This is a genomic window from Bradyrhizobium zhengyangense, assembly GCF_022012435.1.
Lineage (GTDB): Bacteria > Pseudomonadota > Alphaproteobacteria > Rhizobiales > Xanthobacteraceae > Bradyrhizobium > Bradyrhizobium zhengyangense.
Genome location: NZ_JAKLUA010000044.1, coordinates 1 through 13,337 on the forward strand (window position 1 = coordinate 1; position 13,337 = coordinate 13,337).

The following is a 13,337-nucleotide window of genomic DNA, read 5'->3' on the forward strand; positions in this document are numbered from 1 at the left end:
TTGTTCTCCTTGGCCTTGCGGCTGAAGAAGGCGTGCGGGATCTGCACCAGGATGCCGGCGCCGTCACCGGCGCGCGGGTCGGCGCCGACGGCGCCGCGATGCTCGAGATTGCAGAGGATGCTCAGCGCATCCGAGACGATCTCATGCGACTTCTGGCCCTTGATGTTGGCGATGAAGCCGACGCCACAGGAATCCTTCTCCAGGCTCGGATCGTACAGGCCTTCGGCTTTGGGGCGGGAATTGTGTTCCTGAATCGGATCGGTCGTTTTCGAGGCGACCGTCGCCGACAGCTCTTCTGCCACGATGTTTCCGCGCTCGAATTGCGACCCGTTCATTGTATTCCTCTTTCGACATTGGGTGCACTCCAACTAGCCAGTTCGCATGCGGGTTCTTGCCGCCGTAACAGCACGTGGAGTTTGTCGACGTCCTTCTAGAGATCGAGCGCCTGCAGGCAATGTGCCACCGCCATTAGGTTCGCCTACGGCGAAAGCTTGTACGCTGGGTGCCTCGAAAATGCGCTCTTGAATGGATCGAGTTTCTTTGTTTGCACGAGCCTGGTGAGCCTGGTGAGCCTGGTGAGCAGTAACGCGACGAATGAGATCGATTGCGCAAGTGCTGAGGCCGCCTTGGCGTCAGCCTCGACTGCGAAGACCGCGCCGACCGAAGCCAGCCCAATCCAGAGCATGCACGTGACAAAAAATGCACGAGATAGTCATGCATAGTTGCATGATGTAACAGGTTTAAACTGGGAATCTCCCGGATGACGATGCCAAGCGGTTCACTACTGCGCGCAGGTGCCGGCGCGTGCGTGCCGGTACAGACCCAGCAAATTCGCTCGGTGAACGCCAAGGCATCGCGCGCCCAATACCACGCCGCATCGTCTCGTTGAGACCGCGTTGCGGATCACATTATCGGAATCGACATTCACCTCGATAAGCAGGTGAATTCGATCCTGGTCAGCGGATCGACAAGATCGCCCTCGCTGGAGTTACCGAGCGTGAATCGGTTGGGCGTCTGAATGCCCATCATTGTACTCTCTGAGTTCGACTGAATTCGTGGGCGGCGCTTCCGCGCTTGCTCGTAAGGCATTTCAGCCCCATCACATGCCGCATGGACGAACGTCGCCATGGTGTTCTCAATACCGAATTGCTGCGCACTCTGGTCGAGCAAGCGTTAGGTGGTTTCCCCTTGCAGCCATTTTGTAGAGGCAATAGCCCTTGCTAGCCTGCTCGTCGTCCATTCTCGGCCAACCGGCCGGCATCGAAATGCCCGCGACGTTAGCACTTGTCTGGATGCGGTGGATTGTCTTGAGCCGCGAGGTACTTGGCCCTTACATTTGGCCCGCATTTGCCGGAAAGATTGCCTCGGGTTGGCCTCCAGCGGCCGCCATGATAGCCCGTCGCGCCGAGCGAGATCATCGACAGCCCCGCTTCCTTAAGCGGCGGTTTGCGATGATCCGCATAAAGCTCTCCAGGCAGCAAGTGCACTTGAGCCCGTGCATACAGATTACGCAGATGCGCAGCTTGGTCTTAAGAGCTCAGGCAGTACGGCGGCTACGAGCTGTCAAAGCCCGAGGCTCGCTGCAGCGGGACGGCATAAGTTGTGAAAACTTCGCCGCGTGATGCTCTGGCGCCTGGACTGAATGTCGAAACGCGCCGACGTTGTTCGAAGGACTTTGCAAGAAGTTGACCATCGTAGCTTGGCACTCTCCTCTACATGCATGCCCGGGAGCTCGCGAGGGTACAATCTCATGGTCGAAGCATTCTTCTCCCGCGCCTCATTGTCGCGGGAAGCGGTCAGATGTGGCGCTCATCACGAGAATGCCCAACGCTCAAAAACATCATCGCCGACCGCCACACGGCCGCCCCGTTTCCGTCGGAACGCAAACGCGCCTACTGTCTGGAACGTGCCAAACTGTTGGCGAACGCGACGGTACCTTTAGTGACACGGTCCGCAATGCGGCGCATAGGCGATCTGCTGAACAGCACGACGTGCTGCTCAGCAATCGGCCCGAGTTCCTCCGCCGCATTGAAGGAATGCTCCCGACGCGATGCTTCCGGTTCCGAGAAAGCGATCGAGGGCCAGCTCTAGCGAGTGCGGCGCCGGTTTGCGCGATCGGACTACAGCGACCCGAGCCGCTGTCGATAGGCCGCGGTGCATCTCGCGAAAAACACGGTTCCGATCCGGAAGAACTGCGCGCGAACTGGCACGGCACCACACCGAAGCTCGGGTTATCGAAAGGTAGATCCAGGCCGCGAAATCAAAGGGCCGCGGCGTCGGTCTCTCCGGTGCGGATGCGGACCGCGTGGACGAGATTGATGACGAAGATCTTGCCGTCGCCGATCTGCCCGGTTTTCGCAGCGGACGTGATGGCCTCGATGGTCTTGTCGACCTGATCAGAAGCGACAGCGACCTCGATCTTGATCTTGGGCAGGAAGTTCACGGCATATTCGGCGCCGCGATAGATTTCCGTATGGCCCTTCTGACGGCCATATCCCTTGACTTCTGTCACCGTGAGACCGTGAACACCAATGTCGGTCAGGGCGTCACGGACGTCTTCCAGCTTGAATGGCTTGATAATTGCCATAACCATTTTCATGGGTTCTATCCCCGCTTGGGCCCGGCCCGGAAGTGGCCGGGCGTTTCTCGACTTGTTCGCCACGACGGTAAAGTTTCACTACCCGAGCACCCAGGCTCTTGAGATCAAATCCCGTGCCAGATCGCCGCTTTGCCTAACGGATTATGAAAACGGGCGGGTCAGCGAACTTGCGCGATCGCGAGATCAGCTCCTGCTTGGCCGAGCCAAATTCCAGCGGGTCCTTAGTCAGCGGGCAGACGAGGATCTGCAGCAATTTTTGATCGAACACTATTTCAGGGCGTTCGGCGGACGCTGACATCGGCGTCTCCGGCATTGCCTCTAACAACGCCCCGGCGCATGCCGGCAAAAAAGTGGACGCCGCGTCGTCTCAGCGTTCATTGCTACTGCGTTTGCCCAGACGATGCGGAGACAGAAAAGGCGCAATGGTGCAAGGTCGCCGACCAGCTCCGCCAAAATTGCCCAAGCTTGCGCGCTTGCTGGCGAGGCTTGGACCGATGTGCTGGCCTATGTGACCTTCTCGCCGCAGCCCCGGACCAAGCAGCACTCCACCACCCAATCGAGGACCTTAACGACGAGATTAAGCGGTGCACCGAGGTGGTCGGCATCTTCCTGAACGAAGACGCCATCGTACGCCTGATCGGCGCGATCCCGCTCGAGCAAAATAATGATGAATGGGCCGTCCAACGCGGCTGTTGCATGACTCTGTAAACCGCTGCCAATGAATGATGCAGCCTTCAGCCTTCAGCCCTCCGGCAATCGCCAGCTGATCTGCCCGGCTCCTGCCTACGATCGCGGTGATCGCCGCCAGCGACACCACGCAACGGGATACGATTGCCGCGGTCGGGATACCCTGTCATTCTCGTAGCGCCGGAGCCCAAGGAAAGGATGCAGATGATACATGGGCCTTAGCCCCATCGACAAGCCCACCACCCGCTATCGTTTTCGCCTGTGGGTGGTCACGAGCATCGAGTCCCCTGTCCGTTCGCGGCAGGCTGAGCTTAGGAGAGCCGCCGAGCTCAAGCGCCGCAACGGCATGGGCAGCAGGACTTTAGGCCGTTCCAAGGTCACGAGAACGAAGCCTGCGGCAGATCGGCCGTTTGTCCATCTCTCTTGTTGAGTCCGAGTCATGGAGGAGGGGATCAATCGGTGCGGAGGCCCGCTTGGGCGCAAGCTGTATTTTTCAAGAGTCTCGGGAATTCTCGATGGCGGGGTTGATCCTGCGGGCATTAGGAACCGGCAGATTGGTCGTCTGCTGGCACTCGGGTAGGTTATCTTTTTTAGAGAACACCCCAGGCTCGGTAACGCCCTCGTCCAGTGGTCTCGCGCAGACCAAGCTCATTTACGAGACTCAATGCTGCACGCGGTGTGATATCCAGCTCTTCTGCGATCATGCCGGCAGAAACGACTGGCCGGCTGAAGACGTAATCGATAAGCGCCGGCAATTTCGACGTCGATCGATGGCCGGCCACCCTTCGAAGCATCAGAGTGCGTTCGTTCAGCCACCTGTCGTGCGTCTTCAGGCCAATCTCACCAGCGGCCGTGATGGCCTCAAGCTCCGCGACGAGACGGGTTGCAAGGTCGCGCGAGCGGCGTCGCTCACGCGGGATCGTCTTCAGCCCCTCATGCAGGCAAGCCAGGTGTGAGCGTGCTTTTCTCCGATGACCTAGCAGCGCAGACGTAAGCAGCTGGCCAAGCCAGGGTCGGTGCTGAAGGGGCTCGAGACTGCGCCAGCTGTCCGCGGCAATGGCCGCCGCGAGCGTCGGAGGCAGGCTCCTGCTTTGCTGAAGGCCGCGTCTCCAGACGGCAAGACGCTTTTCTTCGTCCCAATCGGGGTCGTAGACCAGTGGATCCCGCTCGGTCATTCGACGGAGATCGCTGGTTAAGATCTGGTCGGTCTTGGCGATCGCGGCGTCGATTTCTGCGAAAGCCTGCGCGAGTCCGTCATTGCTCTGAGTTACAGAAGAGTAGTCGTGGGTTCTCGGCACATGGCTGTCCTGCTCCGCCTCATGATGCGTAGTTCCGATGTTCGGCGGTTCGCAGTCCTCCTCTTCTATTCCATTTGTGCCGGCTAACCCGCGCAGATCGGTGATCCCGACGGACGAGAGAGCCCAGTCGGGGCCCTCGCGGTGAATGCGCCGGCGGGCGCGGAGTACATCGCGAGCTCGGCTCAGCTCGTGAGTTGGCGCACGAACATCCATGCCAGCGTCATGAAGAACGAGATCTTCGAGGTGGACGAGTTCGCCTTCCAGCCATAGAGTGGCGCATGCGTCGGTGAAGTGCGTCCGACTAATCCAACCGTCTCGGATTGGGCTTTTCGCAAGGCGCTCATCTAGACGGGCTAAAGCATCTTCCGCGGCTGCGAGCGGAAGTGCAATCGCCGACCAGGGCAACGGTTCTGGTATTTTGTAGCTACTAGACAACGCCTTGATAACTTTGATGAGAATCGGCGACACGGAAGCTATCATGTCGCTAATTTCCGTCATAGCGACATAGCTTCAACTGCTATGATGAGCGTGCAAGCGTTAGTGCCGATCGGTCTTTAAACCGATGTCGGAGTCCTAGCCTCTATTCTCCTTCCTCGGCCGTCCGCCTGTAGAGCTGTAGAGCAACCCGGTTGGCATCATTACTACCGGCGGGGGCAGTTGCTGGGCGGCTCATCTACAAGCGGCGATGGCCCCCCACTGGGCCCCGCATGAGTCTGGCGCATGATTAGGCAGTCTGTAGCGGCGGTGCGAAGGTCATATCGAGAACTACCCCTCGCGGAGATAGCAGCCAGATTTGGCGAGTAGGCGTGGCAACGGTCGTCTTGAAGAGTTCAGTTCCGACCAGCTAACGGCGTATCGGCGGATGGTCAAAGAACGGTTACGAGACTTCTTCAAGAAGGGTTCGAACGATTAGCCAACCGTAGTTCGATTTGGAGCTTCGCGGGCCTTCACTCGCTCTGGCCAGTCGTGAGAACGCCTGTATCAAAGGCCTAGATTGAGCTAGGCTGTGTTGTCAGCTGACAACGTTTTGCTGCGAAGTGTTGGTGTCGGATTCACCATTAAAATGCATTAACCATGTTTCGCCGGACGCGCGGGCTACAAGTGCTCGAATGGGCGACCCGTCGGAATTCTGCAGATCACCTAGGAGGTGTTGTCAGCTGACAACGCCGACTCGCCTGCTTTCTCATCGCGCCTCTTTTGCCCTCCCCCACATCGCACAAGATGTTGTCAGCTGACAACAGTACGGGGGCCGACCGCAGACTACGAGACAAAGGCTCTTGAGCCGGTTCCGAGCGGGGATCGTCTCGAGCGGGATGGATCCATCCGAGCGGTAAATTGCCGGATCAACAATGTAGTTTCCTCAAGCGCCTTACCCGACCAGTCCATCTGTGTCGGTTTGGGGTGCAGTCTAGTCCCCGCTGGGACTGTCGAGGCTCGACCAAAAGTTGGAGGCCCCTTCGGGGGCAGTGGCGTGGTATGCGAGTACTTCAATCGCGCGGGTTGCATGGTCCACCGGGTTGATTCCTGACATTTTGGACCGGGCTGATGCCTGACAATATTCGATCATTGTTCTCCTGTCTGCGGCGTTTCCTGCGCGATGCGGAGCCGCGCGCGCGGCGGAGCAAAGCGCAGGAAACGCCGCTCGCAATTGATCAGCCCGAGATCGCGACCGCAGAAGCGCACGAGGTGGCCGCTAGTGTCGTGCTCACAGAGGCCGACGAGCTCACCTGCGAGCGCCTCGCCAACGAAAACGTGCTCGCCGCGCCATTTGATATCGCCGGTGGGACGCACCCGGCGAACCTCGTGATCGGCGTCGTACCAAGGGTCATCGAGACGGCGTGGCAAGGTGCGCGAGGGCGACTGCCAGAGTTTGACGGGCGGCATCTGGTCGAGCGCCTCATGTGGCCGCTCCTGGTTGAAGTGGTGGCGGAAGGCATCGAAGCGGCGTTGCTGCTCGGCGACCGTTGCCGCGGGCGGCTTCGTGGTCTGGGCCTTCAGCGTGCGGTGCATGCGCTCGTGCCGGCCGTTGTCCTGCGGGCTCGCCGGGGGGATGTAGCGCGGTTCGATACCGAGCTTGAGCCACCATACCGAGAGCGCCGAAAGGCCGCCCGCCCCCGTCGATCCAAACGGTGCACCATTGTCGGAGCGGATCGCGGCGGGAAGGCCGATGTCCTTGAAAACACGTTCCAGGGCGCTCCTGACGCCCGCCCCCGTCGGATCGACGATGCGCACTTCGATAAGATAGCGGCTCGCCGCATCGGTGATGGTCAGCGGATCGCAGCGGTTGCCGTCGCGGGTTCGGAACCAGCCCTTGAAGTCGATCGCCCATTCTTCGTTGGGTGCGCTTGCCGGCGCCGCCACCTCGCCTTGCGCAATCGCCCGGCGTCGGCGCCGACGCGCCTCGACCAGGCCCTCACGCTTCAGGATGTCGCCGATCGTCGAGGCTGCCGGCCAGTCGACCTCCGGCCGCTCATGCTCAAGCCATGCCTTGATCTTCTTCGGGCCGAAATGCGGAAACCGCTGCCGCGTCGCGACGATGCGATCGGCCAGCCGCCCCGCCGTCGCATGCGGGCAACTCGCCGCCGCGTGGCTGCGCTCCTCGAACCAGCGCCGCTCCCCGCTCTCCCGACGCCGCTTCCAGACGTAGAACGTCTCTCGGCTGACGCCGTGCCGCGCGCACAGCTCCGTCACCGAAAATGCCCCCGTCTCGTACTCTCGAAACAACGCGACACGCTCCTCCACAGGACTGCTCTCCCTGAAAGGCATCGCCTGATCCTCCTTCGAATCAGACGAGCCTTGCCTGTCAGGAATCAACCCGGTCTAATCTGTCAGCACTCAGCCCGGTCTGTACCCATCCAGCCCCCCGCCCGGCATGCAAGCAGCGGGTGGCGCATTCCTCGCTCGTGCCGCACCATTGCCCGCTTGATGGATTGGACAGCGCAACGCGAACGCTAGCGCCATTCGCCGTCTCCAGGCGTCATCCGTTTCCCTTGCCGCTAGTTGTCCCGCATGTTGTCAGCTGACAACAGTGCCGTGGCAACCGTGGAGCGTGGGGTCCGTTCACCTGCCGCTCGTTTCGCTAGGCTCAGAAGCCCCGAGCGACCAAGGAGGAGTCCGGGGTGGCCCAGGTAGCCCTGAACCAACGGCGAGCATCAGAAAACCCGCCAACTAATTCACCGCTCGGACCTCTTCCGGAGTTAAGGCGGTGAGGAGGTCATCCGTGGTCATGGCGGGTGGTTTGGCCTCGGGCCGCGTGCGGACGGTACCATGTTATAGCGGGTCCTAGGCGCGTGGCCGCTCGCGTAGCGAAGCCTGCAATGCGCTCGGTCTTTCCCGTTTCTTTGTGGCCGGGCCTAGTGACCGCCATTCTCTCCCTTGGCGAAGGCTTGGCGCGATAACAAAGCCGTTGTCGCTCATGCCGGATGTTGAGGCCGCAAAAGTAGGTGATGACATCGTGTTGAGAAAGGCACCGCACCTTTCCTCGTCACGGCGGATTTGGGAAAAAGCCAGGCACGAAGCTTCGCGTCGCGACGCGGATGAACTCATGGTTGGCGCCGCGGCTGTCCCCTTTTGGGAATCATGAGTGATGCGATAGCCGGTACTGAGAATCTGGCGAAGCCTCTAACGTCGGTACGGAAGCCCCGCCGGGCTGAGCGGCGCTCCGGCCCGCCAGTTCCAGATCCGTATGCGGCTTAATCCAAAGCGGGGCAGGATGCGGCCAACGCCGGCCGGTGACACCTTGATCGCTGGCGCTGCCGCGCACAATGCCTCGACGGCTAAGGTGGCTGTGGGTGGCGGGGGGTCGGCGATGAATGGGTCTGGAGGAGCGAGCGCGCAAAGTTAATCCTTTCATTCTTGCGCCGACTCGGGAATCGTGTTGAGTCTGCAGACGGTAATCCGCCGTCTGAGCTGCAAAAACCGTTTTGGATTGGAAAGATGAGAGTTTTTGAGACAGAGGAGGGGTGGCCGGAGACAGCGAGCGCGCGCATTTCCTGCCATGCCACTCTACTCTCTGGTCAACTCCGCTCGTTGGGCGCCGCCCTTTTTCCACCAGCGGCTGCCAAGACTCTTCGCCCGTTCTCCTCCGGAGAGGTGGCCAAGATCGTTCGCGTGTCAGACGGCTATTTGCGGCAACTTTCCCTCGACGGCCTGGGACCTGCCCCCGCGATCGGTCATGGCGGGCGGCGGTCGTATACCTTAGCTCAAGTGAATGAGCTGCGGGCCTATCTGGCTGCAGCCCGCCCGCGGGAGGCAGTTGATTTTCTCCCACGGCGGCGCCCCGGCGAAAAGCTTCAAATCATCACGGTCGCTAATTTCAAGGGCGGCTCGGCCAAAACAACGACCGCCCTGTATCTGGCCCAATATCTCGCCCTTTCCGGCTTTCGAGTTCTGGCCATCGACCTCGATCCGCAAGCCTCTTTGTCGGCCATGTTCGGCTATCAGCCGGAATTCGACATTGGGCAAAGCGAAACCATTTACGGCGCCATCCGCTATGACGACCAGCGCCGCCCCATGCGTGAAGTTGTGCGGCCGACCTATTTCGAGGGTATAGGCCTAGTGCCTGGCAATCTCGAACTCATGGAGTTTGAGCATCACACGCCGCGCGCCATGGTCGAGCGCCGCGAACGTGGACATGATCTTTTTTTTCGCCGCCTAGCGAGCGCAATCGATCAGGTAAGCGACGACTATGATGTCGTGGTGATCGACTGCCCACCTCAGCTCGGCTACCTGACGATGGGCGCTTTGAATGCGGCGACGGCGATGCTGGTGACAATCCACCCGCAGATGGTCGATGTCGCATCGATGAGCCAATTCCTTCTGATGACGTCGGATTTGATGTCCGTCATCGAGGAGGCGGGCGGCCGCCTCGATCACGATTTCATCCGCTATGTGATCACGCGCCATGATCCGAATGACGTGCCTGAGGCTCAGATCGTTGCGCTGCTGCGCAATCTGTTCCGCGAAAACGTGCTGCAAGCGACAGCCTGGAAATCCACTGCGATCTCCAATGCTGGCCTGACAAAACAATCGCTCTATGAGCTTGACCGCGGATCCGTCGGACGCGGCGCCTATGACAGGGCGGTTGAATCTGTCGATGCTATCAATGCGGAGATCGTGCAGCTGCTGAAGAAGGTGTGGGGACGATGAGCAAGCGCACGGATGCTATCAGGGGGCTTTTTACTGCCGCACCTCAGACGAGTCCGTTGTCAGCTGACAACACAGCACCAGCGCCGCTGGCGCGGGTGTCGTCAGGTGCTGTGCGCTCGCTGAAGGAATCTTTCTCAGAAGTTGAGAAGGAGAATCAGGAGCTTCGGGACAAGCTCACATCTGGCGCGACGATCGTAGAGATCGATCCCGGTCTGATAGATCCCTCGCCCGTGTCTGATCGTTTTCGCGACGACGACACGGCTTCTTACGAACTTCTCAAGCAATCGATTTCGCAGATCGGCCAGGAGGTTCCTGTCCTCGTCCGCAAGCATCCGACAATGCCGGGACGATATCAGAGCGCTTATGGTCATCGCCGGGTGCGTGCCGCGCGCGAGCTGGGTATTGCCGTCAAAGCGATCCTAAAACCGCTCTCCGACGAAGCCCTCGTCGTGGCACAAGGCCTTGAGAACGCGCCGCGGGAGGATTTGAGCTTCATCGAGCGCGCGATGTTCGCAATGCGCATCGAAGATGCCGGGCACAAGCGCGCAGTCGTTCAAGACGCGCTCGCAGTCGATAGGGCCGAAGCGTCAAAACTGATTGCGGTTGCGAGATCCATTCCGCCCGACATTATCGATGCTATTGGCAAGGCCCCAAAGGTTGGCCGCGGGCGATGGCAGAGCTTTGCTGATCTCTTGGCGGATGCGTCGGTGATCGACCGCGTAAGGGCGGCGATCGGGGACGACAAGTTCGCCGGCCGTGAGTCAGACGACAGATTTCTGACGGTGTTCTCGGCCGCGAATAAACCTGCTGCAACTCGCCAATTCGCGCGATCGTCTGCTGTGCTCGCCTCAGATGGACAGCGCATCGCTCAGGTCCGTCAGGGCGATCGAGAACTCAAGTTGACCATCGACAAGAAGGTCCCGGCGTTGTTCGCGGACTTTCTTATCACCCAGCTTCCGAACCTGTTCGAGACGTTTTGCAAATCGGACAGATCCGAGGAGACCACCGGGGCTTAGCCGCCTCATGAACAACCGCGAACCAGGAGCAGCACGGCAAAAGAAAAAAGGCCCCCGCAACGTCACCGTCCCGGAAGCCTCTCTTCGTAGTTTGGCGACTAAAGAGAATCACTTCCGCGCACCATAGTCAAGAGTCTTGTGAGAGACGGCGCCGTTTCGGCGAGCAGATTTTCTTTGCCCGCATAAGGCAAAGACATGCAATCACGTGCCCCAACGACGCCCTTTGGGCGGCGCTCGTTGAAGCTTGCCCATGTGGCAACACAAGTCGCAGTATCGACCAGGCCATCGGAAAAGATCGTCCATAAATGGAAGATCTTTCAGGCCATCTGCATCGCAAGGCCGCGCCTCGGTATCTCTGAGCGTGCGCTGACGGTGCTGGATGCTCTGCTCAGCTTTCATCCCGAGACTACGCTCACGGGTGAGGGTGACCTCATCGTGTTTCCGTCAAACAATCAGCTGACGCTGCGAGCTCACGGCATGCCGGTGTCCACGTTGCGGCGTCATCTCGCTGTGCTTGTCGACGCCGGGCTCATCGTTCGCAGGGATAGTCCGAACGGCAAGCGCTACGCTCGCAAAGGCAGCGGCGGTGACATCGAGCGCGCCTTTGGCTTTGACTTGTCGCCACTCGTCGTTCGCGCCGAAGAGTTCGAGAGGCTGGCTGAGGAAATCAAAGCGGAGGCTCGTGCTATCAAACATGCGCGCGAGCGCATCACACTCTGCCGTCGTGACATCGCCAAGATGATTGCAACGGGCATCGAGGAAAACGTGCCGACCCACAGGGAATGGAAGGGGCCGGCTGATTGGGACGAGGTGCATCGGGCATTCCGTTCGATCGTCGAGACGATTCCACGCCGGGCGACCTGCCAAGAACTTGAGGCGATCGCCGACGAACTATCGCAGCTTGCCGACGACGTCCTCAATCTGCTGGAAACTCACGTCCAAGCAGCAAATATGAGCGCCAATGAGTCCCATACTGAGCGTCACTTACAGAATTCAAACCCAAACACTCTTACTGAACTTGAACCTAGCCTCCAAGAAGGCAGGGCGGCGAGTACCGAGCCGCAACCACAACCGGCGCGATTTGCGGAAGGCTCCTATCCTTTGGGTATGGTCTTGAGCGCATGTCCAGACATCGTCGACTACGCCAAGGGAGGGATTTCAAACTGGCGCGATTTCATTGCGACTGCGGCGGTCGTTCGATCCATGCTTGGCATCAGTCCCAGCGCGTGGGAGGAGGCGCAGAGCGTCATGGGGGAGACTCAGGCTGCAATTGTGGTCGGCTGCATCCTGCAGCGAGGGGAGGTCATCCGTTCAGCCGGCGGATATCTGCGGGGGCTGACGCGAAAAGCCGAGGCCGGCGAATTCTCGCTCGGGCCAATCCTAATGGCGCAGATCAACTCACGACTGCACGAAAAACGAAGGGCCTAACGGCTAGTCTAGGTAAGTGTCTCTTGGGCCCAGCGGCTCGGGCCGTCGCAGGTTTGATGTTGAGGTTCAATTTGAAGAGGTCTTGGCTAACGGACTGGGCGCGAAGGCGACAGCACCTCAAGAAACGTCAGGCCAACATTGCGTACGGGCTAATGAGCGGTGACACCCACAGATTAGATCGTATGCGCCGTCGTTTTGCAACGACCTCAAGGCGCCTGATTCGTTCGCCGCAGCGCAGCAATTATCCGCCGCCAATTAAGCCCTTCGAATCTGTCTTGGCCTTGCATCGCTGTCTTTACGTCATGGCGCGCAGCCACGGCTGGCGCCATGGCGTCGACCACCGCCGGTACGAACTGCGGAACGTCCGCTTTTGTTGCCGGCGCCAGGTAAACACCTGTTGCGGTATCAGCCCGTGTCGTCGGGCATCTCGTCGCCGCCAGCGCCCACGAGTTTTGGCCGAGTGATATGCCTCGATAATGCTGCGCCGCGCTCGAGCATAGCTCTATAAGCCGCGCGACCATGCGTCCGCGAGTCTAAACGAAATGCTCAGGTCCGAGAATTATAAGGCTAACGTTTCTCATCTGCGACCTGCCGTGTGGGTAAACAAAAACCTGATCTGACGATCAGCCAAGGCACGAAGGCAATGCGCAACGGAACCAATCGTGCCGGCCGTTTAGACGGTCCACGCCTAAAAAAGGGTAACCCCGGCATTGCTGCCAGGGTTTGTGCTGTTGGATTTTGCTCAGCGAGATCCCGGATCGGCGGTACACCGCTTGCGCGCTGCACCGCGTCCGGGACGACTCGTCGTTAGAAGTCCATGCCGCCCATGCCGCCGGCGGGGGGCATCGCGGGGCCGGCAGCGGCCTTCTTCGGCAGCTCGGCGACCATGGCTTCGGTGGTGATCAGGAGCGCTGCAACGGAGGCTGCGTTCTGGATCGCGGTGCGGACCACCTTGGTCGGGTCGATGATGCCTTTGGAGACCAGGTTGCCGTATTCGCCGGTCTGGCTGTCGAAGCCGTAGGCGTACTGGTCCTTCTCCAGGATCTTGCCGATGATCACCGAGCCGTCTTCACCGGCGTTGATCGCGATCTGGCGAGCGGGAGCCGACAGCGCCTTGCGCACGATCTCGACGCCGGTCTTCTGGTCGTCGTTCTTGGTGCG

General features: G+C 60.0%; 11 protein-coding genes and 1 pseudogene. 4 read left to right on the forward strand and 8 right to left on the reverse strand.

Translation table 11 applies throughout. From position 1 onward, the window contains the following. From L6637_RS41220 to L6637_RS41240, 5 genes are all read right to left on the reverse strand, one after another. Positions 1-335, reverse strand: a 335-nt coding sequence (locus L6637_RS41220; RefSeq protein WP_237867240.1) for a hypothetical protein, incomplete at its 3' end; no start/stop codon positions are given. A gap of 133 nt (positions 336-468) precedes the next feature. Next, positions 469-849 carry a nickel-dependent hydrogenase large subunit gene (locus tag L6637_RS41225; RefSeq protein ID WP_237874325.1) on the reverse strand — a complete coding sequence of 127 codons (381 nt, stop codon included), beginning with the start codon at positions 847-849 and terminating at the stop codon, positions 469-471. Positions 850-924: 75 nt separating this feature from the next. Further along, positions 925-1,170, reverse strand: a complete 246-nt coding sequence (locus L6637_RS41230) for a hypothetical protein (RefSeq protein ID WP_237874327.1) — start codon at positions 1,168-1,170, stop codon at positions 925-927. Between the two features lie 1,090 nt (positions 1,171-2,260). Next, positions 2,261-2,599, reverse strand: a complete 339-nt coding sequence (gene glnK, locus L6637_RS41235; protein WP_128929799.1) for a P-II family nitrogen regulator — start codon at positions 2,597-2,599, stop codon at positions 2,261-2,263. A 133-nt stretch (positions 2,600-2,732) separates the two neighbouring features. Next, the gene (locus L6637_RS41240) at positions 2,733-2,897 is read right to left on the reverse strand and encodes a Trm112 family protein (protein WP_128929798.1); all 165 of its coding nucleotides are present in this window, start codon (positions 2,895-2,897) and stop codon (positions 2,733-2,735) included. A gap of 38 nt (positions 2,898-2,935) precedes the next feature. Here L6637_RS41240 and L6637_RS41245 point away from each other — a divergent pair. Next, positions 2,936-3,286, forward strand: a pseudogene (locus tag L6637_RS41245) (transposase); the annotation flags it as partial. 590 nt (positions 3,287-3,876) lie between these two features. On the opposite strand, the gene L6637_RS41250 reads toward L6637_RS41245, so the two are convergent. Both L6637_RS41250 and L6637_RS41255 read right to left on the reverse strand, forming a co-directional pair. After that, positions 3,877-5,064 carry an RHE_PE00001 family protein gene (locus L6637_RS41250; RefSeq protein WP_128929796.1) on the reverse strand — a complete coding sequence of 396 codons (1,188 nt, stop codon included), beginning with the start codon at positions 5,062-5,064 and terminating at the stop codon, positions 3,877-3,879. Positions 5,065-6,147: 1,083 nt separating this feature from the next. After that, positions 6,148-7,350, reverse strand: coding sequence for an integrase core domain-containing protein (locus L6637_RS41255; protein ID WP_128929795.1), 1,203 nt, complete (start codon positions 7,348-7,350; stop codon positions 6,148-6,150). 1,170 nt (positions 7,351-8,520) lie between these two features. On the opposite strand from L6637_RS41255, the gene repA reads away from it, so the two are divergent. From repA to repC, 3 genes are all read left to right on the forward strand, one after another. After that, a complete protein-coding gene (gene repA, locus L6637_RS41260; protein ID WP_128929794.1) occupies positions 8,521-9,732 on the forward strand; it encodes a plasmid partitioning protein RepA in 1,212 nt (403 codons plus the stop codon). After that, positions 9,729-10,748, forward strand: coding sequence for a plasmid partitioning protein RepB (gene repB / locus L6637_RS41265; RefSeq protein ID WP_128929793.1), 1,020 nt, complete (start codon positions 9,729-9,731; stop codon positions 10,746-10,748). The genes repA and repB overlap by 4 nt, the downstream gene beginning before the upstream one ends. A gap of 195 nt (positions 10,749-10,943) precedes the next feature. Continuing rightward, the gene (gene repC / locus L6637_RS41270) at positions 10,944-12,176 is read left to right on the forward strand and encodes a plasmid replication protein RepC (protein ID WP_128929792.1); all 1,233 of its coding nucleotides are present in this window, start codon (positions 10,944-10,946) and stop codon (positions 12,174-12,176) included. Positions 12,177-12,983: 807 nt separating this feature from the next. On the opposite strand, the gene L6637_RS41275 is transcribed toward repC, so the two are convergent. After that, the coding region (locus L6637_RS41275) for a TCP-1/cpn60 chaperonin family protein (protein WP_276575820.1) at positions 12,984-13,337 on the reverse strand (354 nt) is incomplete at its 5' end.

What these genes read in the sequence shown, in the direction of transcription:
- glnK (WP_128929799.1), bottom strand. Translation starts at nt 2,599, where the DNA reads ATGAAAATGGTTATGGCAATTATCAAGCCATTCAAGCTGGAAGACGTC.
- L6637_RS41240 (WP_128929798.1), bottom strand. Translation starts at nt 2,897, where the DNA reads ATGTCAGCGTCCGCCGAACGCCCTGAAATAGTGTTCGATCAAAAATTG.
- L6637_RS41250 (WP_128929796.1), bottom strand. Translation starts at nt 5,064, where the DNA reads ATGATAGCTTCCGTGTCGCCGATTCTCATCAAAGTTATCAAGGCGTTG.
- L6637_RS41255 (WP_128929795.1), bottom strand. Translation starts at nt 7,350, where the DNA reads ATGCCTTTCAGGGAGAGCAGTCCTGTGGAGGAGCGTGTCGCGTTGTTT.
- repA (WP_128929794.1), top strand. Translation starts at nt 8,521, where the DNA reads ATGAGAGTTTTTGAGACAGAGGAGGGGTGGCCGGAGACAGCGAGCGCG.
- repB (WP_128929793.1), top strand. Translation starts at nt 9,729, where the DNA reads ATGAGCAAGCGCACGGATGCTATCAGGGGGCTTTTTACTGCCGCACCT.
- repC (WP_128929792.1), top strand. Translation starts at nt 10,944, where the DNA reads ATGCAATCACGTGCCCCAACGACGCCCTTTGGGCGGCGCTCGTTGAAG.